The sequence below is a fragment of the Paenibacillus sp. FSL R5-0749 genome (assembly GCF_038595085.1).
Lineage (GTDB): Bacteria > Bacillota > Bacilli > Paenibacillales > Paenibacillaceae > Paenibacillus.
In genome coordinates this window covers 3,395,124-3,418,897 of sequence record NZ_CP152005.1, presented here as the reverse complement: position 1 = coordinate 3,418,897, position 23,774 = coordinate 3,395,124, and the positions used below count along the sequence as shown (strand labels likewise).

17 protein-coding genes are annotated in these 23,774 nt (G+C 43.8%); 3 read left to right on the top strand and 14 right to left on the bottom strand.

The features are described from left to right. Window positions 1-13 precede the first annotated feature (13 nt). The 6 genes from MKY85_RS15090 to MKY85_RS15065 form a co-directional block, all read right to left on the bottom strand. A complete protein-coding gene (locus tag MKY85_RS15090; protein WP_253436011.1) occupies window positions 14-883 on the bottom strand; it encodes a carbohydrate ABC transporter permease in 870 nt (289 codons plus the stop codon). Window positions 884-896: 13 nt separating this feature from the next. Further along, on the bottom strand, window positions 897-1,844 hold the full coding sequence (locus MKY85_RS15085) for an ABC transporter permease subunit (protein WP_091018885.1): 948 nt from the start codon (window positions 1,842-1,844) through the stop codon (window positions 897-899). Window positions 1,845-2,089: 245 nt separating this feature from the next. Beyond that, complete coding sequence (locus tag MKY85_RS15080; protein WP_342569896.1) at window positions 2,090-2,845, bottom strand: class I SAM-dependent methyltransferase; 756 nt, start codon at window positions 2,843-2,845, stop codon at window positions 2,090-2,092. A 16-nt stretch (window positions 2,846-2,861) separates the two neighbouring features. Further along, window positions 2,862-5,150, bottom strand: coding sequence for a DEAD/DEAH box helicase (locus MKY85_RS15075; RefSeq protein WP_342569895.1), 2,289 nt, complete (start codon window positions 5,148-5,150; stop codon window positions 2,862-2,864). Window positions 5,151-5,267: 117 nt separating this feature from the next. Further along, on the bottom strand, window positions 5,268-7,568 hold the full coding sequence (locus MKY85_RS15070; RefSeq protein ID WP_342569893.1) for a stalk domain-containing protein: 2,301 nt from the start codon (window positions 7,566-7,568) through the stop codon (window positions 5,268-5,270). A gap of 430 nt (window positions 7,569-7,998) precedes the next feature. Then, window positions 7,999-8,478 (bottom strand): GyrI-like domain-containing protein, encoded by a 480-nt coding sequence (locus tag MKY85_RS15065; protein ID WP_342569892.1) that lies wholly within the window; start codon window positions 8,476-8,478, stop codon window positions 7,999-8,001. Window positions 8,479-8,583: 105 nt separating this feature from the next. On the opposite strand from MKY85_RS15065, the gene MKY85_RS15060 reads away from it, so the two are divergent. Then, a complete protein-coding gene (locus MKY85_RS15060) occupies window positions 8,584-9,558 on the top strand; it encodes an HTH domain-containing protein (RefSeq protein ID WP_342569890.1) in 975 nt (324 codons plus the stop codon). Between the two features lie 111 nt (window positions 9,559-9,669). On the opposite strand, the gene MKY85_RS15055 is transcribed toward MKY85_RS15060, so the two are convergent. Beyond that, a complete protein-coding gene (locus MKY85_RS15055; RefSeq protein WP_342569889.1) occupies window positions 9,670-10,899 on the bottom strand; it encodes a multidrug effflux MFS transporter in 1,230 nt (409 codons plus the stop codon). 541 nt (window positions 10,900-11,440) lie between these two features. Here MKY85_RS15055 and MKY85_RS15050 point away from each other — a divergent pair. Beyond that, on the top strand, window positions 11,441-11,845 hold the full coding sequence (locus MKY85_RS15050; RefSeq protein WP_342569887.1) for a VOC family protein: 405 nt from the start codon (window positions 11,441-11,443) through the stop codon (window positions 11,843-11,845). A gap of 191 nt (window positions 11,846-12,036) precedes the next feature. Here MKY85_RS15050 and MKY85_RS15045 read toward each other — a convergent pair whose 3' ends face one another. Further along, window positions 12,037-12,717, bottom strand: a complete 681-nt coding sequence (locus tag MKY85_RS15045; RefSeq protein ID WP_339255236.1) for a TetR/AcrR family transcriptional regulator C-terminal domain-containing protein — start codon at window positions 12,715-12,717, stop codon at window positions 12,037-12,039. Between the two features lie 137 nt (window positions 12,718-12,854). On the opposite strand from MKY85_RS15045, the gene MKY85_RS15040 reads away from it, so the two are divergent. Further along, window positions 12,855-14,207, top strand: a complete 1,353-nt coding sequence (locus tag MKY85_RS15040) for an MATE family efflux transporter (protein ID WP_342569885.1) — start codon at window positions 12,855-12,857, stop codon at window positions 14,205-14,207. Between the two features lie 68 nt (window positions 14,208-14,275). Here the strand turns inward: MKY85_RS15040 and MKY85_RS15035 are convergent, their stop codons facing one another. From MKY85_RS15035 to MKY85_RS15010, 6 genes are all read right to left on the bottom strand, one after another. Then, a complete protein-coding gene (locus tag MKY85_RS15035) occupies window positions 14,276-15,259 on the bottom strand; it encodes an alpha/beta hydrolase (RefSeq protein WP_342569882.1) in 984 nt (327 codons plus the stop codon). A gap of 157 nt (window positions 15,260-15,416) precedes the next feature. Continuing rightward, on the bottom strand, window positions 15,417-16,715 hold the full coding sequence (locus MKY85_RS15030; protein ID WP_342569881.1) for an NCS2 family permease: 1,299 nt from the start codon (window positions 16,713-16,715) through the stop codon (window positions 15,417-15,419). Window positions 16,716-17,088: 373 nt separating this feature from the next. Then, a complete protein-coding gene (locus MKY85_RS15025) occupies window positions 17,089-17,217 on the bottom strand; it encodes a DUF6254 family protein (RefSeq protein ID WP_219845137.1) in 129 nt (42 codons plus the stop codon). A gap of 107 nt (window positions 17,218-17,324) precedes the next feature. Continuing rightward, entirely contained in the window at window positions 17,325-21,782 is a 4,458-nt protein-coding gene (locus MKY85_RS15020) for a carbohydrate binding domain-containing protein (protein WP_342569872.1), read from the bottom strand. 41 nt (window positions 21,783-21,823) lie between these two features. Next, window positions 21,824-22,702, bottom strand: a complete 879-nt coding sequence (locus MKY85_RS15015; RefSeq protein WP_253435956.1) for a carbohydrate ABC transporter permease — start codon at window positions 22,700-22,702, stop codon at window positions 21,824-21,826. A 15-nt stretch (window positions 22,703-22,717) separates the two neighbouring features. Continuing rightward, window positions 22,718-23,602 carry an ABC transporter permease subunit gene (locus tag MKY85_RS15010; protein ID WP_253442589.1) on the bottom strand — a complete coding sequence of 295 codons (885 nt, stop codon included), beginning with the start codon at window positions 23,600-23,602 and terminating at the stop codon, window positions 22,718-22,720. Window positions 23,603-23,774: the final 172 nt, after the last annotated feature.

Here is a 23,774-nt window from a genome sequence, read left to right as displayed (position 1 = left end):
GTTGGAACACCTTTTAACCTTTAACCGATCCCAGGAGCACACCTTTGGTAAAATGCTTTTGCAAAAATGGATAAACGATCAAAATCGGGACTGTAGTCACAACAACTGTTGCCATTTGCACAGCGAACGTACTGACAGCTCCGGAATTGGCGAGTGAATCAGCGCTTTGCGTTGCGACGTTAAGTAGGATATTGCGCAAAATCACTTGAAGTGGCATGTAGTTGGAATCATTGATATAAACAATGGCATCGAAATAACTGTTCCAATGCCCGACTGCGTAAAACAAGGAAATGGTTGAAAGCACGGGTAACGACAGAGGTAAAATGATCCGCCATAACGTCTGAAGCTCACTGGCACCGTCTACCCTCGCGGATTCCTCGATTTCACCAGGTAGTTGCTCAAAAAATCCTTTAATGATCACCAGATTAAATGCACTAATGAGATTGGGAATAATCAATACCCACGGACTATTTAACAATCCGAGAGAACGAATTAGTAGATAAGTCGGAATTAACCCCCCACTGAACATCATGGTAAATACAATGAAGAGTAAAAACGGACTTCTTCCGGGCAAATATTTTTTGGATAACGGGTATGCCGCGATTACTGTAAAAAATACATTTAACGCAGTGCCTACAATCGTTCGAAACAACGTAATTTTATACGCCTGCCAGATCCCTTGAGAAACGAATACTTCTTTATAGGCTAAAAAGGTAAAGGATTCGGGTATAATCACAATCCCTCTTCTTAATACTTCCGATTCTGGCGTTACGGAGACAGCAACCACATAGAGGAAGGGCAGCACACAAAGTAGGGATAACAAAATAAGCATTACATAAACGACGGTTTGCCAGACTTTTTCACCGATTGTCATATGGATCATTCTAAAGACCACCTCACCAAATTTGCCCATCGAATTTTTTGGCGAGCTTATTCGCTGCCAACACCAAAGCAAATCCGATGACAGCTTTAAACAATCCTACAGCAGTAGCCAGACCAATCTTGAGACGCTCCAGCCCTTCCCGGTATACCCATGTGTCAATAATGTCGATCTTCTCCTGGTTAAAGGTGTTGGCAAACATGAATATTTGGTCAAAACCCGCATCCAGGATATGGCTTAATTTTAGAATCAGCATCAGAATAATGACTCCTCGAATACCAGGTAACGTGATATGCCAGAGCTGTCTCCATTTGGAAGCGCCATCCATTCGAGCCGCTTCATATAAGCTTGGATCTATTCCTGCCAAGGCGGCAAGGTACAATATTGCCCCCCATCCAATATCCTTCCATACTTCAGATAAGATGATCAGCAATCTGCCCCAGGCAGGTTCCGTTAGAAACGAGATGGGTTCAAAACCAAAATCCTTCATAATCATGTTAAAGAGACCATCACCTGGGGCTAGTAATGCCACCATAATTCCATAAACAATGACCCATGACAGAAAATGAGGCAAATACGTGATGGTCTGTACGATTTTCTTAAACCATTGGCTATACACTTCATTGAGGAGTAAAGCAAGTACGATGGGCGCGGAGAATCCGAACAATAGCTTATACAGCGATATGATGATCGTATTTTTCATGATGTCCCAGAAATAAACGCCGTTCATAAAATCCGTAAAATTTTTGAATCCCACCCAGGGGCTATCCCATAGTCCCAAAGCCAGGTTGTAGTTTTTAAAAGCAATCATGATTCCCGCCATAGGAATGTATTTGAACACGGCAAAGTAAATTAAGGCTGGTAATAAGAGAGCATACATCACTTTGTGCTTTTGTATTGTCCTTATCCATGACTTTCGCTTTGTGGAGATGGGAACGGCGTCCGCTGCCAATTTTGCTTGCATTTCATCACCTCGTCTTTGTTTGTATTTGTATAATAGCACCCGCCTATCGGATAAATTTCTGAAATTTCAAGAATTTCTTATAAGATTTTAAGGAGTGCACCAGGGTTCGTTTCAACAACTGAATCCAAGCAAGCTGGACAAGAACTTGTTCTAATAAAATATAAAAAAAGCCGCTAAAATAGCGACTTTCAAATGGCGTTATATTCTTATTCCTTATTGATATGACTGGGTTTCATTAGGGGGATCTATACTTCTCCCCAAAATATTTCAGTTTCATAGTCGAATGCAACAGTACCCTCTTGATTATTTTTATCAAATAAATTTCGCAGTGCTGATATCATAGGATCGTAATTTGCATGCCCTGGTGCAGGGCTATAGGAAGATGATAGCAACCTGCCTTTCAATCCTTCGAAATCGAACTCCTGACTCATTCTGAATCGCATTTCATGCATTGAACCTTCCTTGAAAAAAGAGAGCAGCATCGTTTGAGAAATATTTTTGTGATTAACTTTTTGGTAGTCGGTTCCATATGTATGGAGCAGTTGATTGTATTCTTCACGAAACGGAGTACCGTGTGTAAGACGTGAATTCCAGATGAGTATTACTCTCCCGCCAGGCCGTAGAATTCTGCGAAACTCGATTTGGGCCGCGGATTGATCGAACCAGTGGAATGCCTGAGCACAGACAATAAAATCAACCGACTGATCAGGTAATCCCGTAGATTCTGCAGAACCCGCTATACTCACGAATTGCGGACTACTTTTTAACGTTTGCTCGGCGGCTTCCCGCATAGCCTGATTTGGCTCGACCGCTATTACATAGCTTCCGCGTTCCAGAAGTAGCTTCGAGATGATCCCAGTACCTGACCCGATGTCTGCTATATTACTGTTCGCACGTAAACCAACAACGTCGTATAAATGGTCAATAGCCTCTATTGGATAGCTCGGGCGGTATTTCAAATACGAATCGACCCGGCTCGTAAACCGTTCTCTACTGTTCATCGATGTCACGCTCCCATCAATATTTTGACATCCTATATATTGGCTTCAGTAGCAGCTTCAGCATCTTACTGCCCCAAAAAGCGAATACAGTCGTTCCTGTCCATGAACTGCGCTTATCTTGGCTGTATTGATCGTTAATCATATAAGTCCGAGTCGAAATAGGACTCTTCAGACCGAACTGTTCCCATTTCTCAGGATCATTCGAACCTCCAAGTTTTCTAAGCATATGGGCCGACTCATGATCTATTTTAGCCGGGATTTGCTCGAATGCTTCGGTAATTTGCGCATGGAATTCATCGATCGGGTTGCTATTGGTAATGCTCTGGAGATGGATGCTTTCGCGAATGTAAGATACGTATGCCAGATGTTCAGCCCAGAACTGGTCGATATAAAAAAGCCGTACACGCTGCTCCGATGGGCTCATCAGTCTCTCGGCTTTCAAAACTCCGAGACGTTCCTCGTATAGAATTCGCCTCTGATCTTCCACCATATCCGAATAACTGTTTAATTCCCGCTGAATATCGAAGTTTTGACCTATAATAACGCGCTGGATATGCTCTATTTTGCTACGGAGCGCAGGATCATCAAGAGCCTCTTCCTGTCTGGTAGCGCGAAACAGTCTATGAATGCCGAAGCGAAGCATCAACTCGTCTTCCAGGCTTATATAAAATACGGAAGCTCCCGGGTCACCTTGGCGGCCAGAACGCCCGCGCAGCTGGTTATCTATTCGCATGCTTTCATTCACATGTGTACCTATTACGTATAATCCGCCCAGCTTGGCAACCACTTCTGCCTGAGCAGGATTACCGCCGCCAAGACGAATGTCGACGCCGCGCCCTGCCATATTCGTAGATACCGTTACCGCGCCTATTTCTCCCGCTTTAGCGATGATTTCGGCTTCTCTCGCATCATTTTTTGCATTCAGAACCTGGCAAGGTACGTCACCAGCGGCAAGCGCTTCCGCCAGCATATCAGACTCCTCAACGCTAGACGTACCAATAAGAATGGGACGTCCCACCCTATGAACGGAGGAGATCTCTTGTACAAGTGCCTTATATTTGGCTTCCTTATGGGTGTATATTCGGTGCTTGTGGTCGATCCGTATGTTTGGCTGGTTCGGTGGAATTTGCACGACCTGCAACGCATAGATATCCTCGAATTCCATTGCTGAAGCGTGCGCTGTAGCCGTCATTCCGCAAATTCCCGAATACAAGCTAATAAAATGCTGAATGGTGATTGTGCCGAGAATTCTCCCGCCGGCCTTCCACTGCAATCCTTCTTTCGCCACAAGGGCAGCTTGCAGCCCGTCTGGCAAATACCTGTTCTCGGCCACACGGCCAGTATGTTCCTCGATTAGTTCAATTCCACCATCCCGGACGATGTAATCGACGTCTTTTTTTAATAGCGATTCCACATGCAGCGCACAATTCAATGACGTTAACCAATGACTGTTATCGCTATCGTACAGATTGCCGCATCCCAGCAGCATCTCCGATTTCGCAGCACCTGCTTCATTCAAGTAAACGTTCCGCTGGAACTCGTCAAAATCGTAATGCTCTCCTGGCTGCAGCTGCCGGGCCACTTCTGCGAAAAGAACACCATCACTCTTGGTTGTGCTCGAATCGCCACTAATGACTAGTGGCACCCGCGCTTCATCAAGTAGCAGCGAATCCGCTTCGTCTACGACGACGTAATGGAAAGCACGATGCACGGTATCAGCTTCATTTAATGCTATTGTGTCACGCAAATAATCGAACCCTGCTTCTTTAGCCGTAACATAGGTTATATCCTTGGCGTAAGCTTCCCTTTTCTCGAACAGGCTCATGCCCGCTTGAACTGAGCTTACGGTTATCCCGAGGAAGCGATAGATCGGGCCCATCCACTCTGCATCTCGATTTGCCAAGTAGTCGTTGAAAGTAAGCACATGAACGCCTTTGCCTGTCAACGCGTTGAGATAAGCAGGCATAACAGCGGAGAGTGTTTTTCCTTCACCGGTATGCTGCTCGATCAAAAATCTCTCATGCAAAGCGATAGCAGCCATAATTTGCACATCGTAAGGCTGTAATCCGAGTGTTCTCTTCGCAACCTCCCAGACTAAAGCATAAGCATCAACTAGAAGAGCATCCAAAGGCGTGCCTGATCTTGCCTCTTCTTGCAGCCGAAGGGATTCCGCTTGCAGTTGCTGATCGTCCCAAGCTTCAAGATTCCGTTTTCTGATAAGCTCCACTTTGTCTCGATAATCTTTCAACAAACGCTGGTTATCCCGCTCTTTGAATCCACGTATCAACTTGACGACTACATTCATCGGAATTCGAATCCTCCTTGGTAGGAATAAGATGTGAAAAGAAAAGACCCCATATGGAGTCTTTTCTGTCGATGATTAACGCATCGCTCAAAGCATTCGTTATAAGAGACAACTACCTTACTTCTCCGATGGGAGCGGTGTAAAGAGCAGATTGACCGGCAGGTTGCTTCCTGGCGCGGCTGAGAACAGAATCGTTACGCTCTCACCAATTGATCCGGTGCGGTAAAGAACGCTTTGTTCACTTGAATTGGCAACGGCAACATTGCCTTCGGCAATCGATACCAACTGATTGTTCACCAACGCTACTCCGGAGTACTTCCCTCCACGAGGGTTAAAGGAGATAAGCGTACGCGGTGCAACATTGGTCAGCGTGATTTTGTACAATACGCCGAAATTACCCGCGTTGGATGCGTCTGTGTAAGCCATCGGATCTGTTCCTACCAGATTGGGATCGCTTGAATTGTCACCAAGTGGCAGACGAGCCGGTTTGAGTCCCACGTGCTCATCGTACTTTATGATGCGAGTTGCGTTCGGGTACGTCCCCCGGTTATGCACTCCGTCACGATCAAGCACGGGAAGCAATGGCAACGCTTCGAACGGATCTTTATTTTCTTCCACCAGGATAACGTTATAGTCTAAGGAATAATCACTATATGCATCCGAATAGAGAGAGATGACTTGTCCTTCTTTCATCGGCGTTTTATTAAGTTCGGTCAAAATCAATTTGCTTTCCCCAGGTTGAAGGTACTCTTTCTTTTGATCCGCTCCGGTCTGAATCGACTTGAACCATTTATCAATAGACAATTTCCCGGCTACAGTAGCATACGGTGTAGGTCCAGCAAAGCCCATATTCTGCTGTTCGAATACAGCCGGATTCGGGTTGTTATTGGTGGCAATCACATACATTTTTACTCGTTTGCCTGTATTGTTCACGTGGTGAATCATGAAACGGGTCTGTCCCGAAGATGATTCTTTATACACAATGCCTTCCGTATTCACCGTTTCCGGGCTGTTACTACGGATCAACAAACTTGGCTCATCTATATACGTATACGGCACTTTCTCCATGGTAGTCACTTCGCCGCCGTTAAAGGTGAATTTCTGTCCTACTGGCGTGAAGAGTAAATTGAAGTCGGTAAATGAATATAAGGTCTCATTGGTTATGGTGATCACCTTGGAGTACGTGTTTGTAGCGCCGTGATTATCAGTAACCGTAAGTGTTACCGTTTTTGGACCCGGTTCAAAGAAAGCAAGTGAATTGTTCTCCCACACAGCTTTGACAATATTATTTTCATCATCTGTACTTTGGTCGGTGTATGTTATTTTTTCGCCCATTTTATATTGTTCTTTATCCGTGGCAAACATGGCTACAGGAGGAAGATTAGGAGTCATAACTTCAATGGTAATCGAGTAAGGATCACTCCATTGGCCGTTGGCATCCTGTACTTGATATGAAATCGTATATGTACCTGCTTGATCAAATGAATCCTGGCGACCTGTCCAGCGTTCGTCAACGATATCCAATCCATTGGGTGAACTGTTTGAAGTTACGTAGTCCACTGTATCGCCTGCAAAGATTTCCTTTTGGGTAATGGTGAAGCTTGCAACAGGTTTCGTATTCAGATTCAGCACAACCGTCTTGGCTGACTGATTCACTTTATAGGTGATGTTCAGGGCTTGAGTGATGGAAGTTAACGGCACCATGAACGTATTTTTTTGCTGATAAGCAGGGCCTTTCATCGTTCTGGTCTCTCCATTTACCGTGTAGTCCTTGCTGTTCGTCTTGAATCGGAGTTCATCGTCACCACTAATAATGATGGTTTCCTTGGTTTTGTTATCGTATTTGACCCCGTACCCCACACGGTCAACCAGCGCACGAATGGCAACATAGGATACACCGTTCTTGACAGCCATGGGCTGGCCAGCAAGATACGTTTTTCCATCCTGCTCCATTTTGTTGCTATTCATGTATAACGTCAGATTACCACCTGCTGCTACAGGAGACGTCCCGTCAATGGATGGTTGCTCTATTTCTGCTGGCGTAGCTGGCGTTTCAACCATCTCAGGCACTTCCTCTTGAACCTCAGGTTTCGTGCCCGTTGCGTCAGTAGTGGCTTCTTCCCCATCCAATGCAGGTTTCTCACTATCTGTTTTGGTTGTTGCCTGATCGCCAGTCGAGGTTTTAGTTTCCTTGGCTTCAGAGGATGGAGTACTGATCGATTTGTTATTGCTCTCCGTCTTCACTTCACGCTCTGCAATTGGCTGCTCTTGTTTTAACACCTCTACGGATTCTACGTTTGCCGTGTTTACTGACGTGGTGTCACCTTGCTGTGTTAATTGCGCATTCACAGAACCAACTGCAAATGCCTGAAAAACGGCTAAAGCGGTAAAAATGGATAATTTCTTCTTCATATTCATGCGTTGTCTTTGGCTCCTTCTACTCTCTAGTTATTTATTTACAACCCCTCAAAAACTCATAGTATTAGACGCTAGATTCAGGGAAAAGTTTCTAAATCAATTGAAAATTATGGATTTTGACAACGATCTTTCAAACTTTGGTTATAAGTTCTTGAATAAAAAGCCTCTTTTGAATAATCATCTTGATTTTGCACAACATAATCCATGTCTTTCTAGCAAACTACTGAACTATCTCACGTATGAAGCGAATATCCAACAAATTAAAAGAAAACTTACGGTTAAGGTGGAACCTGATAGCGAAATTGATGTGAGTCTCCGTCAACGCATAAAGTGCACCTCGTAGAATTTCATCGGATCAACCATGGGTTAACCAATGTCCATTCTAATGGGTGCACTTCAAATAGTTTCGGACCTTATGATCTACTGTTCTTTAATTCCGTACTACAGGAATCCACATTTCACCATATACCAAACCGTTTTTCTCTCCCATTTCAACTGTTGTATTCGGACCGCCAACATAGGCATAATCCTTTTCTGCGGGAAGGGCTTGACCAAAGGCAATGCCAGTAAGCATATTACTGAGCGCATCAGCCGTCTCTGCTTCACCCTTCACAACAAGGTATTTTCCCTTAGGAAATTGAATTACTCTCGTTGCTTCTGGCAGAGATTCTTCTGTCATGACCCCAGCATAATGCATCATCTTGTTATTGACTGCTTCGTTTACAGCGAAAATATAGTCATTAGTAGCTAGGGACTTTAATGTGTCCAGGCTTCCATCCTCTTTCACAGTGGACCAAAAATCCGCCTTCTCCTTGATGATACCAGCATAGTCTGTGTAGTCGCTTTTAAGTTCTGTTCCAATACCTAAAACGATAAAGCTGTCTTTTTCTTCGAAATGATAATTACTCATGGTTTACACCGTCCTCTTTTAATTTTCAATTGATTTGTGTTTTCACTTGATAGGTTTATAATAACCTTAAATCATGTCAGAATATGATACTGTTTAGGGGGGCCAATGAAGAAAGTTGAACGCATTAATATCATCACGAGGTATATCAATAACCGAGCGCACTTTACCATTTCTGAAATCATGCGAGAATTTAATATTTCGCGTTCGACAGCCATTCGAGATATCAGAGAAATTGAAGCGATGGGAATGCCACTAGTCGCTGAAGTTGGGCGCGACGGGGGTTATTTTGTCATGAACAACTCCCTTCTGCCTACGGTCCGGTTTACCGATAATGAAATCAAAGCGTTATTCATTGCCTTTATGGCGACAAGAAATCAACAGCTTCCTTATCTGAAGAGTCGTCAATCTTTGGCTGAAAAATTGTTGGGCCTTATCTCAGAGAATCAGCAAGATGACCTTGTGCATCTGAATCAAATATTGCTTTTTGAGGGGACCAATCCCCATAATCCAGACTTGTTAGATCTGTCAGACCTGCCCCACCCTACCTTGGAGAAACTCATCCAAATTTTGCTTATCGAACGTTATTTGTTAGTTACTGTCCAAGAAGAGAAAAAAACAAAGTCCTATCCCATCGTGCTCTTACACCTTCATCATCAAAAAGGCCATTGGATCATTGAAGGTTTTGACTTGGAGGAAGAAAATAGACGCATCATATCTGTCGACAACCTCATCCGTGTAGAAGCATACCCAACGAAAAACAGACGGAGTACGAAAAAGATTGTAGAACAACTAAAACGAAATGCGCAGGAAGAGGTCATCAACCTTGTTCTGGAACTTGGCCCAAAGGCGATTGCCCAATATAAAAAGTACCATCCTTTAAAGTTTTCAATTTCCTATACGAATCCGTACCAAACTACAGCCCTTCTAAAGGCATTTATGAACGTTCATAACATAGACGAATTAACTGAAATCACCAATTGGTTGCTTTTTCTAGGTGAAGATATCAAAGTCAAGGAAGTTCCGGAGGAAGTCCTGAACGCTGTACAAGAGAGATTAAACCTATACCAGTTGAAGCAGTGAGCGCTCAGTACGAAAAACCAAAAAAAGCCGCTATGTTAGCGACTTGTAATGGAATCATATTCATTATGCCTCACGCCTCACGCCAATCCTTGGCGAGCTGTTCCTTCTATATTAAAAGTCAGCATTAGACTGGGCATGATTAGGTGTATGCTGCGAGATTTTTTTAACGAGTAGAAAATAAGTAACAATGGCAATGACACTGGTCATTAACAAAGTGAGTCCTAACGGGACGGCAGTGTCCTCACCTGCGATCCCGACCAGAGGAGCAACCAATGCACCCAGTAGAAAAGGAACAACGCCGAGCAGTGCTGCAGCACTTCCGGCCATCTTAGCTTGACTTTCCATAGCCAACGGGAATGCCGCTGTAGACGTAATGCCGATTGAGCACACGAAGAAGAACAATGGAATGACCAAAGCGAAAAGTGGACCATGAACCAAAGTTACCACCAAAGCCGCGACACTTGCTATTAAAGCAAGCCATAGCCCGGATAGTAGAAGCGTTTGCTCAGGGATACGTTTGGCCAATCGACCCACAATTTGAGAACCGATGATCAAGCTGATTCCATTCGAAGCAAACAATATAGCAAATACTGTGGGCGTAACACCATATATATTTTGGTAAATAAAAGGTGTTCCTGCTACATAAGCAAAGACCCCTGCCGTCATGATTCCCTGTGCGAGCATATAGCCAACAAACGTGCGGTCACGCAGAAGCATTCTGTAATTACCCAATTGCTGTTTGAAGTCGGGAACCATACGTCTTTCGGCCGGGTGTGTTTCTTTTAAGCTCCACTTGGTCATGATCAATAAGAAAATCCCCAGGAATGAAAGCGAGATAAACACGCCAATCCATGTGGTGAAGGAAAGAATGCCACTTCCCGCAATCGGTGCTGCCAAAGGCCCCAAATTCCCTACAAGCAACAGCAAAGAGAAAAATTTAGTGAGCTCATGTCCACTATATAGATCTCTAGCTATCGCACGGGAAATGACAATTCCTGCTGATGCCGCAAATCCTTGCGTGAAACGAAACAAAATCAATAGTCCGATATTCGGAGCAAACGCACATGCCAAGGAACAAATAATGTAGGCTGCCATGCAGATCAACAATGGTCTCCGTCTACCGTACGCATCACTCAAAGGACCCATAACGAGTTGTCCTACACCTAGTCCTAACAAACAAGCAGTAAGACTAAATTGTACAAGTGATGCCGTTGTATTCATATTTTGTGCAATCTCCGGGAAAGCCGGTAAATACATATCAATCGTAAATGGACCTAATGTAGAAAATAAACCTAGTAGTATTGCGAGTCCAAAAACATTCCAATTCGTGCTCTTCGCCATGATAAATAAAATCTCCAATTCCTCATATAATTTTGCAAGCCTAATCGGAGTATAAGACATAGAGTTAACTGTAGGTCAAGTCTTGAGGTTATTAAAACAAAAAAAGTCGCTAATTAAGCGACTTTGGATGGAAGATTATTAAATTGTGTAACACTAATTAGAACCATTCGGAGGAATATTCCGAGATTGTTTGTTTCAGACACTATGTTTTTTTCGACAAACACTAATGATCGAAGGAGATAAAGGATTGAACGGTGTTTTATCCCAGTCCGAATATTAATGTTTGATCCAATCACGGAACGTGACCCAGCGCATAATCTTGTGACTTGTATCATACGTCTGTGTACCTGATACCTTGACTGTATTTCCATCTTTATCAATAAACTCTCCCCAGGTGCTTTCCTCTTCGTTGGATAAATCGGTCCTTCATTATACCGGTTATTTCTAACTCTTACATAATCGCATGTACCCGATTATGTAATTATGGATTTAAGTAGAGTATAGTAAGAGTGTTCAAAATATACTCTAGGAGGCTGCAGCCATGTCACAAAATATCTGGATCAACCTGCCGGTGAAAGACGTTGTGAAATCCACTACCTTTTTCAATGAGATTGGATTCCATGGGAAGAATGTTGGTAACGAGAGAGCCCAGCTTGTCATTGGCCAAACAACGATCATGCTGTTTCCAGATGTAGCGTTTGAGAAATTTACAGGTTCAAAAATCACAGATACTTCTCACAGCGCAGAAGTTATATTTTCCATTGGTGCTGACAGCAAAGAGGAAGTTGATGCTTTTATTCGAAAAGTAGAGATTGCCGGAGGAACCATCTTTGGCAAGCCGGGTGAAACGGACGCCTGGATGTATGGCGCAGGATTTGCCGACCTGGACGGTCACCGATGGAACCTGCTGTATATGGATGAGAGCAAAATGCCGAAGGGTAATTAAATTGCCGTAACCTTTTTAAAATTACTGGCGTTACAGCTTCCGATAGAATCATCATCTTGATTCTCGAACAACAAAGAATGATAACACCAACTAACCACTGTTTTAGCAGGTTGTTGTTATCATTCTTTGTTATTTTACCTATCTAATTACCATTCAGTAATCCTCGTTACTGTCTCCATTGCTTCACACACCTACTTCTCCTGCTCCTTGACCACTTGTTCGATCCCCAACAATATAAGCTTCAAGCCGAACTCGAACGCTCCGTCAGTTCCCATCACCTCAAACATACCGCTCTTATACATCCTGCTGAATATTCCAGCTTCCTTCTCACTCATGGCGTCCAGAAGGTGAATCATCTCTTCACCCTGAAGTTCCTCGTTGTCCTTAACAACAGCAGAGATATTACGCTGATGCTGGTAATTGTCCAGAACGAAGTAAAACACATAGTTCACAAGCGTGAGTACTGCCTGTAGTTTTTGTTCTTGCTCTAGTGGCGTCGATTCCATGCAGAGCAATATGCGGTTGGTGAACCGGATCATGTCCGGTTCGTGGGGTAGTGTCATCATCATGAGCTGGGTAGAACACGGGTATCGGCTGAGTACATTCCGTACAGTTATCGCAAGCCCTTCCATCTGTTCCTTCCAGTTCCCATCAGTCTGAAATTCATCCAAAATAATTTTTGATATCTGGTTGGCTAACCGCTGGTAAAGTGCCTGCTTGCTCTTGAAGTACCAATATAGAGATGGAGCCTGAATGCCCAGCTTGTCTGCCAAGCGCCTCATGCTGAATTTCTCAATACCCTCTTCGCCCAAAAGCTCCCACGAGGTTTCCAAGATCTTATCTTCCGAAATCTGAGGCTGTTGTTTTTTCATCGTTATCCGCCCTTTAATCTAACAGTGTAAGTTTATGCTTTACAGGTTCATAAGTTCATGATAACATCTAACACTGTAAGGTTCAATCTAACGGTGTTAGATTAAATCAAAAATTAATGATGAAAGTAGTGATCCACATGGATGCAGAAAACCTCCATTACTTTGAAAAAGCACCAATCGCCAAAGCTGTAGCTCACTTCGCTATCCCGATGATGCTGGGCACGTCAATGAGTGTCATCTATTCCATCTTGAATGCCTATTTCCTTGGTACATTGGGCAATACGGCCATGTTAACCGCGCTCGCCCTAACGTTGCCATTATTCGCAGTCATTATGGCGCTAGGCAACTTAATAGGCATAGGTAGCGGCACATTCATCTCTCGTTTGTTGGGTGAGAAAAAAGTGGATGATCTGAAGCATGTCTCTTCATTTGCCTTTTACAGCAGTTTAGTTCTTGGACTTATCGTACTAGCTGTTGGTCTCCCTTTGATCGGGCCTATTGTTCATGGGCTGGGGGCAACGCCCGACTCCTTCGGATTTACGAAAGAGTATGTCACGATCATGCTTATCGGTTCTCCATTTGTCATCTTGTTTTTCACGTTGGAGAATATCGTGCGCTCAGAAGGTTCAGCAATCACGTCAATGATCGGCATGATGCTCAGTGTTGTGGTGAATATTATTCTTGATGCGCTATTCATCTTTGTGTTCCATTGGGGCGTGATTGGTGTCGCATCTGCAACGGTCATCTCCAACATGGTTGCAAGTGCATTCTACGCTTTCCACATCAGTTATAAGAGCCCGTTCTTAACCGTCTCCTTGAAATGGTTCAAGGTTACTAAGGAGATTGTGAGCAATGTGTTCAAAATCGGAGTTCCCGTCTTTGTTATGAGTGTTTTCTTGGGTGCCATGTCGCTTATTCTTAACCTTTTTCTTGTCGAATATGGGGATCAGGCCATTGCAGGGTATGGGATTTCATCGCGTTTGTTGCAGTTTCCTGAGTTTATTCTGATGGGTCTGTGCGAGGGAGTCGTGCCGTTGATTGCCTTCTCATTTACAGCGAACAAATTACGCATGAAACAAACCATTGGATTCACGATTAAAACGATTCTGGCCCTGGCTGTCCTGTTCGGCGTTATCGTTTATCTGATTTCTGACCACTTGATTGGTTTATTTACGACTGATCCACAATTAATTGAAATGGGTAGCTATATTCTCCATGTGACCTTCTTATCCTTGTTTATTACAGGATTGACTTCGTTGTTTATTGGAATTTTCCAAGCTACAGCCCAAGGAACTGCCGCTTTTGTGATGTCCATTATTCAAGGAATTACGCTGATTCCTGTATTGTATATCGCGAATCAACTGAATGGATTTCATGGAGTGATCTGGTCACTTGTTATTGCGGATGCCGTCGCGTTTCTTGTAGGGGCCATCATGTTATATGCTTTGCGAACCAAATTACAGCCGGATATGGCACAATTGGTTCAGTAAATTTGCTGCTTGTATCAGAAAAAACCACGGTACCCATTTCGGTACCGTAGTTCAATAATGATCAATCTCTATTGGAGTTGTTTCATGTAAGATTTGAACTCTTCAGCGATCTCTTTATATTTCGTATGATGCAGGTAATGTGAACCTTCCATCGGGATCATCTTGCCCTGTGCAGACTGTTTCGCTTGCTCTTCGTGCAGCGGAATCCATTGTGGATTATGCTCGTTATTGGATTGAACGAATAGAAGCATTGGCATATCACGAGGGTAAGTGAGGTTTTCTCCATTTTTGAAATTGGAACCCAAGTGTTCAAGCTCATTGATCATTGTCGGATTAGTTGAGACTTGATTCGAGATCAACCTCATCTGTTCTCTGGTATGTTCGTCGTATGCAAGTGATGCATCTGAATCACCGCTTACTTTTGCAAGTACTCTCATCAGCCCTGATTGTTTAAGAAATTTCATTAAGTTCAAAGGTAATTTAACATCCATCCCAGGTTGATTCGGAACACTGCTGTCGATCCCGACAAAAGCGGAAACTTCATCCGGATACGTGTTCACATACGTCGCTGCGTATAGTCCCGTGATGGAATGGCCCATCAGAATGTAGCGGTTAATCCCAAGCTGTTGTACAGCTTCATGAACTTCACTGACGATATTCTCCGTTGTTCTCTCCGAATCGGTTTGGTCACTTAAACCATAACCGAAAGGTTCGATTGCTACAACTCTGTAATCAGAAGTTAATTCATCGATTAACAATTTGAAGTCAATCACTGGTGATGGGGTTCCTTGCCCAGGCAAAAGCACAATCGTTTGTTCACCGCTGCCTTGAATGGATACATTCATTTTTTTTCCATCGACATTAACATATTGGCCATATGATTCAATTTTCTTTTTCTCAATCCCATTACTGATGGTATGAACAACAAACGTGATACCCATAAACAGTACCACTGCGCCGATAATACCACCCATTATTTTCAACCATAGCTTCCGTCTTTTACGCCCCTTAGTCCCCGTTATTGTTGTATCTTCTGTTTTTCCCACATCCATCTTCTCCTGTCTCTATATCTGTAGAGCCGCTCTTGCAGCATAGATATAGTGTAACCATGTAAGATGTCCCCTTCGTGACGGGAATATGAACGGAATATGAACTGCAAAAAAAGAGAACTGCTTGTTAGAGCAGTTCTCTTTAGGGTTTAGACCATTTTTAGTGGTCCAGGAATACAAGCTGAATGAAGAACAATACTGCAAAGATATAGAAGATTGGATGAACATCTTTACCTTTGCCACGAAGCAACTTGAGTACTGGATAGAAGATAAAGCCTACGCCAATCCCTGTTGCAATACTATGCGTGAGCGGAGTAAGGATGATAATCAGGAAAGCAGGAAATGCTTCTTCGAGATCATCCCATTTGATTTTGCTGATAACGTTAATCATAAAGTAGCCAACAATGATCAGTGCCGGAGAAGTGATCGCCGGAATGCTTGAAATTACACTTACGATCGGTGTGAAGAACAACGTCAGAGCAAGAAGCACACTTACCGTTACCGCCGTCAGTCCCGTTCTTCCTCCTGCAGCCACCCCTGTGCTCGACTCGATGTAAGCTGAGGTTGGGCTTGTTCCGAGCAAAGCGCCACTGGTTGTTCCTACGGCATCTGCCAATAGTGCGCCACGCGAGCGTGGAAATTTACCTTCCTTCAGCAATCCTGCTTGTTCGGCAACGCCGAGCATCGTGCCCGTCGTATCAAACAGTGTGATCAGCAGGAACGTAAATATGATTGTATACAAGCCATTCGAGAATACACCTGCCAGATCCAGTTGCAAAGCCGTTGACGAGAGACCTTGCGGCATGGATACAATGGATTCCGGCATTTGGAATAGTCCCATGATCCAGGAAAGTATCGCTGTAACCACCATGCCGATGAACAGGTAACCCTTCACTTTGTAAGCCATCAGCACAACGGTAATAATCAATCCGATAATAGTCAGATAAGCCATTGGCTCAGCCAGGTTGCCGATTGTAATCAAATTCGATTCCGAATCGGCAATAATGCCGGCATTTTGAAGACCTACCGTTGTAATAAACAATCCGATCCCTGCGGTTATGGCATGTTTTAAGCTTGCAGGAATGGCATCTAGCAACATGTAACGGAATGAAGTAAGTGATAAAATAATAAACAAAATCCCTGCGATAAATACCGCTCCCAGTGCAACCTGCCAAGACACGTCATACCCGGCAACGACGCTATATGCAAAGAATGCGTTCAGTCCCATACCCGGCGCGATGACGATGGGATAATTGGACCATATGCCCATAATCAGGGTTCCGACAATACTTGCCAGTACCGTTGCTATGAATACTCCGTTAAAGTCCATGCCCGTGCTGCTAAGTATACCTGGGTTTACGATCACTATGTATACCATTGTAAAGAATGTTGTAATCCCCGCGATAATCTCTGTGGGAATGCTCGTACCTCTTTCTTTTAGTTTGAACCAATTGTCCATGCTAAAGCCAGCCTCCAACTTTCAATTTATACTCCAAGCTAAAATCAAAAAATCCTAATCTTCATATAGGATTGTATTATTAACGCTCCCATATTCGTCGTTAGGATTAAAGATTTAACAGCTATGCTCTATACGAAACATAAAAACGAAACATAAAGATACTCATCTCTGTTTTAACCTGAAGTCCATTTCGTATTCTAATTAAAATAACATGCAATGTCAACGATTTGATAATTTGTTCACAGTTATTTACGAACTATATCTACACTATATCTTATGTTCATTCGTTTTTAGGACAATGTGTATACACTTAGCACTCCATGTTTACAACGTATAAAAAGACTGCCAGCAATGTTCACTGGCAGTCTTTCGTTTAATTCGTAGTAGGTTTCTCTTCATACTCGCTGGATAATTCTTTTAGCGATTTGATTTTACCATGGGGATGCTGTTCTTGCTTTCGTGACTTCCAGGCAGCTTCTTTTCGTTTCTTCTGGTCAGCCATAAAAGAGATCCTCCTCTGGAAACTGAGATGTGTACTACCTCTTTATGATGTCACTATAAGGCAACTTTATTCTACGTTTTTAGCTACTAAGAGGATGAGAGTAGAAGCTAATTGGCAGGACCCAGATTAATCAAGCTGACATCGGACAAAGAGACAGTTGTGTTACCGTCTTCTGCGCCGTCGATGTTACCCAGATCAAATGAGATGCGAGTATTCGCATAGCTGGCTTCTGTTGCATCAAATGTAAACGTGAACTCCTGTTCTTCTGGAGTCAAATCAACTCGTGCCCCAAAGAATCCATGCCATTCATAGTTGGCAGCTGCGTCGACCCATCCAATTCCCAAACCCACTTTTCTGGACTTCTCTGCTTTGGCTTTAAACGTTAATTTGTATTTAAAACCTTGCTGTATGCCAAATCCTTCATTGATGACTTGACGATCCCAGGGGTTCTGTCCAGCATTACCAATCTTGGCAAGAAGCTGTTGATTGCTAACTTGCATCTCAAGATCAGCTGCATTACCATCCGCGTAGGTAAACCAACTGTCTTTACCTTTGGAGAAGTCTCCATTGGAAATAAGATTAACATGAGCTGGTTGCCCTCCTTGATCTGCATTCGGATTAACTTCATATAACTGAATGTTATGGATGTTAATCGAGTGTTCACCTGCAGGTAACGGATATCCTAGTCCGAATGCAAGTACGGCTGCCGAATCAGAAGTATCTCCCATGGTGACGGTATAACTATACGACTGTGGATCAGAAGTTAATTCCACTTCTTCTTCGAAATACTTCACAAAATCCCCTGCATGCTGAGAAAGGACCGCTTGCATAGATTTAGGACTGGAAGCAGATGCCTCGAAGGTAAGTCGATATGATTTATTTGCATCCAGTTCGATCTGACCTTGTTGCAGCAAAGCCTCCCACCATTGTTCACTTGTTCCCGGCAAGTTGATCGTTAATCCTTTGCCCTCGTCATGTGAAGCTGTCAGATGATCAGGAGTCAGCTCCCAATGATTCAGATCCGCTGTAAGCTTGCTGTTTTGAACTTTGTTTAGTGAGATATCCACCCAACGGGTATTATAATTTGCTCCTTCAAAATTCACATAATATGATTTGCCTGCTGCCAAGTTGACCCCTGGGAAATACACGGTTTTGTACGTTTGCCATCCCCCTGTGTCTCCGAGATTCACTTCGGACTGAGCAAAAATTGTACCTTGTTCATCCTGAATGCTGAATCGTACTTCAGAATCACTTTTACCACTGGCCATTCGGGCAGAGAGTACATATTCCCCCTCTTGGGCTACATTGATTTTATATTGCAACAGATCTCCCTGATCCATGTAGCTGACGTGTTTGCCGCCTTCGACGGAGTCCTCCAGTTGCAAACCTTGCATCATCCAGGCTTCGGTTGCAGGGATATGTGCGTAGCCATTCACGGACAGCGGTTTGCCTCGTTTGGTCAGACGCACATTGTCCACATATACCTTGCCGTTGGAACTTCCGAATAACAGTCTAAGTTCGGATTGTGCGATTGCTGGCCCATCTCCAACGATGATCTCTCCGGTATACGTTTTCATTTCTTGGCTCAATGAGAGGTTTTGTCCTTGATGAACCTGCACCGTATGCCCATTACTGCTGGCAAGATCGATATCCATACTTCGTGGTGAATCTGCCTTGGCATCAAAGGAGAATCCATACGTTGAATTCGCCTCCAGTTGCAACTCCGGTTGGTTCACCGAAACCTGTTGTGGTTCACCATTTGTCTGCGTAACATCCACAACCAGTTGGCGCTCCATAATCGGGAATTTCAAGAAGTTATTCACGCTGATTTTGGCTTCAGCATTCTCCTGAACACTGGTGGTCCAGAATCCCAGACGCTCTTTACCTTGATCAAACGTTCCATTGTAGATGAAATTGCCATCAGCCAGTGTATCTCGTTCTACAACTAATGGATCAGCCTCACCCACTTCAATCAGTCGAACATTGGCAAGCCAAACGGTTTTATCATCCAATCCCAAATTAAATTCGAATCTGGCATTATTATCTGATCCATCCCGCATATTGAAGGTATAGTCATAGGATTGCCAATCAGTCGTGAGTTCAAAGGTGTTATCACCCGAATAATTCGTCCAACTCTTTTCGAATTGGTTCACTTTGGACATAATCGTGCGGTTAGCAGAAGCCTTCGCATCAAACTGTATCTTGTACTTTTTGTTTTTCTTGATGTACATGGGCATCTGAGTAAGTTGAACCGAATAGTTCTCAGTCCCTGATGCATCAATACTAACTTGTGCTGCTTTGCCTTTCTGCTCATCCTCTACAACTTGCACACTGCCCGCTCCGTCAGCATTCGTAATAAATTTCCACTGTAGAGGCACTCCATTTTCTTCAGACCCTTCCGTAAAACGATCATTGTAGATTAGATTGCCATCGGCTTGTGGTTCACGCTGTTGTACAGGCTCGATGGGATTGGTTGTTACATCAGGCCATGTGTTGAGATTCTTATAAGAGTACACACGTACAAAATCAACATTCATCGTTTCAGAAGTGAAGTCGCTCTCAGGGGAGCCCGGCCAGTCTCCGCCAACTGCCAGATTCAGAATCAGATAGAATGGACGATCGAATGGTGCAGGGAACGTATAATACTCAGGTTGGCCCGCGGCCTTGGTTTGCCAGTTAGTCACTTCATGATGCAGTTTACCGTCTACATAAAAGCGGATCATGCCCGGCAACCATTCCACCTGGAAATCATGATAATCGTCAGCAAACGTTTCTCCCTCCGGAAGAGTAAGGCTTCCCTGATCATGTCCATGGGAACCATCAGGCTTCACACTATCATAGTGCAATGTGCTATATACCTTGTTATTACTCTCATTGCCACCAATGAGCTCCATAATGTCGATCTCACCAGATGCCGGCCATCCGCCATAATGTGCTTCATCCGTAGGCATCATCCAGATGGCAGGCCACATGCCTTTTTCAATAGGAAGCTTCGCACGTACTACCACTTTACCGTAGGTCCAGTCGCCTTTTCCCATAGAGATCAGTTTGCCAGAGCTGTAATCCTTACCATTTTTCGGACCTTTTTTCGCTTCAATCTGTAATACGCTTCGGTTCTGATCTTTCGTAATACGAGTGTTATCCGGGCTGTAATACTGCATTTCATTATTATAAACCAGACCTGTATCCTGCACGGTCCATTTGGAGGCATCAATCGCAGGCCCGTTGAACTCATCATTCCAGACCAGTTCCCATTGATCATGCGGAATCGTTGTAGCAGGCACCGGTTTTTCACCCGCAGGATTGCTTGGTGTCGATGGGTTGGATGGTGTTTGCCCTCCTGGAGCAGATTGCGTTGGCGTGTTTGCCACACTCGTAGAATCCCCAGGCTGTGACGATGCAGGTTGCTGAACTTCCCCTGCCATGGATGTACGCAAACCTTGTTTCACTTTCTCTCCATTAATAACAACATCATTCGCATCAACACTTAATTGTTGAATCGTACCTTTGGTATCCACTCGGGTCTGAGTCGCTTCTGCATGAATATTCATAGAATTAATGAGGCTGTCTGAAGAGATTTCCAGAATGGATTTTTGCATGACATGCAGATCCTGAATGTTACTTTCTCCCGCAATGGCAACTCTGACGGGTTCACCCCGTTTGTCAACGACCACTCGATTCAACTTGGAGTTGCTAATGTCGATGGAATGACTGCCTCCGCCTTTAATGATGACACTTCCTGTAACGGTTACGCCTTGGAGCACCACAGAACCCTCACCTATTCCTTCTGCCAGCAGAAGATTTCCATTGACGATCATATTTTTTAACGTGACATCCGTCGATTTAATAATCAAGTTGCCATCCACCCGGGACTCATATATACCAGGAGCACTTTTCAGATCGGTAATCATCGCCGACAACATGGCCGCTGTCTCTGCTCGTGTAATCGGAGATTTCGGATTTAATTTACCTTGGAAGCCATTTAAAATATTTTCTTTCACCAGATAGGTAAGCGCTTTCTTTGAATAACTGGAAATATCATCTGCATCCTGAAATTCCAATCGTTCATTATCTTCACCTGTAATCGTTGAAAGCTGAAACGCTCGATCTACCATAACCGCTGCATCTTGGCGGGTAATCGGTTTTTGCGGTGAGAGATGTTTACGGTCTGTGCCTTCGATGATGCCGGAACCATTCGCTCGTACCATTACATCATAGTACCAATCGTCTGAAGTCATATCCGCATACGAATCAATCGTCGCTTTACCCGTGAAACCAAAGGCCCGATCCAAAATCATAACGAATTCAGCTCGGCTAATTTCCTGATTAGGCTTGAATGTACCGTTCGTATAACCTTTCAATACATTCAACTCTTGCAACCGTGTAACTGCAGATTGTGACCAATGCCCGGTGAGGTCTGTATAGGGAACAGAGGAGTGCAGGCTTTTCGCCTGCACATTTCCCACCTCCGCTTGACCCTTTACAATTTCTGCTCCAGCAGTTGCTGGATAAACAAGTGAAGCCATTAAACTTGATGCGACCAACCATGCCAGTCCTCTTCTCATCTTACTTCCTCCCTCAGCTCAGTTATCCTTGCATAATCTAGCTATTCCTTGACTGCTCCAATAACAATTCCCTTTACGAAGAAACGTTGTAAAAACGGGTATACCATCAGAATCGGAAGCGCACCGATAAAGATCTGTGCTGCGCGTACGGTCCGCTGCGAGATATTCTCCAACATGGAAGGATCCACGTTGATTTTGCTGAGATCTTGCTGAACAATAATAGTCTGTAACAGAGAAGCAAGCGGATAGTTTTTAATATCAGACATGTAGATCATTCCGTCGAACCAGGAGTTCCACTGATACACCATTGTAAACAAAGACAAGGTTGCGATTGCCGGTAGCGACAGTGGGACGTAGACCAGAATCAACGTTTTGATATGACCTGCTCCATCCAGATAGGCTGCTTCTTCAAGTTCTTTCGGCAGACCACGGAAGAAGTTCATCATCAGAATGACGTTCCACACGGACAGCGCGCCGGGCAGAATAAGCGCCCAGATCGTATTCATCAGACCAAGCTTCTGAATCAGAATGTAACTGGGAATCAGACCGCCGCTGAACAAAATGGTGAATACAAAGAACCATGTATACAACGAGCGACCTTTAAAGCTGATATCTTCCTTCGACAACGGAAATGCGGTAATGAGCATGATGACCATACCGATGATCGTGGCAAGCACAGTCCGTTTAAGAGACACCAGAAGCGAGTTGATGAAATTTGAATTTCCGAAGGTTTTCACATAAGCGTCCGTTGTGAAACCAATGGGCCAGAAGCTGACCAGATTCGATGATGCCGGCGCCATACTGCTGAATGAAACAGCCAATATATGAATAATTGGTAAAATACAGAGTAACGATAATATCCCAAGAAAAGTATAGTTAGCGATGCTAAATATGCGGTATCCTTTTGTTTTATAATACAAGCCCTTTTCTCCTCTCTAGAAAACTCGATAATTAGCCAGTTTGTAAGCCATTCTGTACGATATAACAATCAAAATGGTAGCCACCACTGATTTGAATAACCCCACTGCTGTGGCAAAACTCATCTTCCCGTTTAAGATTCCGAGTCGATATACAAAGGTGTCAATGATGTCGCCTTTGTCATACACAAGTGGATTGTACAAGTTGAACACCTGATCAAATCCGGCGTTCAGGATATTGCCGATAGAGAGCGTCATCAATACAATTGTGATTGGCATCAATGCTGGAATTGTAATGTGCAGCGTCTGTTTGAAACGGTTGGCCCCATCCACCTCGGCAGCCTCGTAGAGCGCAGGATTGATTCCGGATAGAGAAGCCAGAAATACGATCGTACCAAAACCAAATTCTTTCCAGACATCGCTGACGATTAGCGTAATACGGAACCATGTACCATCTCCCAAGAAGAAGATCGGTTCTCCTCCAAAGGCTACGACAAGCTGGTTCACCATGCCGCCCTGAGGAGACAGGATGTCGAGCAGAATCCCACCAAGAATAACCCATGACAGGAAATGTGGCAGATACACAAGCGTTTGACTCACTCTTTTGAATGCCGTCAAGCGAACTTCATTGAGCAAAATGGCAAACAAAAATGGGGCGAACAGTCCCGCGATGATTTTGAAAAATGCAATGACTAGTGTATTCCAGATCACCTGACCTACATCCGGATATAAGAATAAATATCTAAAATTGTCCCAACCAACCCATTTGGATTCAGAAAATCCCAAGTAAGGCTTAAAATCCTGAAAAGCAATTACAATGCCGCCCATCGGTATGTACTGAAACACCAGTGCCAGCAATACGGCTGGTACGAGCATCATATGCAAGGTCCAATTCCGTTGCATATTCCAGCGCTGTTTGACCCTGGTGGAGCGCCGTTTATGCGGCGTTTCTAACGTATGTTCCTTCACTCCTGCATCCCCCATGTTCTAAAATTTATATTTTACAAGTCATCGTGAACTTGTATATTAAAATTATAGCAATGGAAATTTGCGATCTATATCCTAATATTGCAAC

Excerpts from the sequence above, each read along its gene's own strand:
- MKY85_RS15070 (WP_342569893.1), bottom strand. The coding sequence starts at position 7,568 with ATGAATATGAAGAAGAAATTATCCATTTTTACCGCTTTAGCCGTTTTT.
- MKY85_RS15060 (WP_342569890.1), top strand. The coding sequence starts at position 8,584 with ATGAAGAAAGTTGAACGCATTAATATCATCACGAGGTATATCAATAAC.
- MKY85_RS15030 (WP_342569881.1), bottom strand. The coding sequence starts at position 16,715 with ATGGACAATTGGTTCAAACTAAAAGAAAGAGGTACGAGCATTCCCACA.
- MKY85_RS15065 (WP_342569892.1), bottom strand. The coding sequence starts at position 8,478 with ATGAGTAATTATCATTTCGAAGAAAAAGACAGCTTTATCGTTTTAGGT.
- MKY85_RS15025 (WP_219845137.1), bottom strand. The coding sequence starts at position 17,217 with ATGGCTGACCAGAAGAAACGAAAAGAAGCTGCCTGGAAGTCACGAAAG.
- MKY85_RS15035 (WP_342569882.1), bottom strand. The coding sequence starts at position 15,259 with ATGGATGTGGGAAAAACAGAAGATACAACAATAACGGGGACTAAGGGG.
- MKY85_RS15090 (WP_253436011.1), bottom strand. The coding sequence starts at position 883 with ATGATCCATATGACAATCGGTGAAAAAGTCTGGCAAACCGTCGTTTAT.
- MKY85_RS15075 (WP_342569895.1), bottom strand. The coding sequence starts at position 5,150 with ATGAATGTAGTCGTCAAGTTGATACGTGGATTCAAAGAGCGGGATAAC.
- MKY85_RS15040 (WP_342569885.1), top strand. The coding sequence starts at position 12,855 with ATGGATGCAGAAAACCTCCATTACTTTGAAAAAGCACCAATCGCCAAA.
- MKY85_RS15020 (WP_342569872.1), bottom strand. The coding sequence starts at position 21,782 with ATGAGAAGAGGACTGGCATGGTTGGTCGCATCAAGTTTAATGGCTTCA.
- MKY85_RS15085 (WP_091018885.1), bottom strand. The coding sequence starts at position 1,844 with ATGCAAGCAAAATTGGCAGCGGACGCCGTTCCCATCTCCACAAAGCGA.
- MKY85_RS15045 (WP_339255236.1), bottom strand. The coding sequence starts at position 12,717 with ATGAAAAAACAACAGCCTCAGATTTCGGAAGATAAGATCTTGGAAACC.
- MKY85_RS15050 (WP_342569887.1), top strand. The coding sequence starts at position 11,441 with ATGTCACAAAATATCTGGATCAACCTGCCGGTGAAAGACGTTGTGAAA.
- MKY85_RS15080 (WP_342569896.1), bottom strand. The coding sequence starts at position 2,845 with ATGAACAGTAGAGAACGGTTTACGAGCCGGGTCGATTCGTATTTGAAA.
- MKY85_RS15055 (WP_342569889.1), bottom strand. The coding sequence starts at position 10,899 with ATGGCGAAGAGCACGAATTGGAATGTTTTTGGACTCGCAATACTACTA.
- MKY85_RS15010 (WP_253442589.1), bottom strand. The coding sequence starts at position 23,602 with ATGCAACGGAATTGGACCTTGCATATGATGCTCGTACCAGCCGTATTG.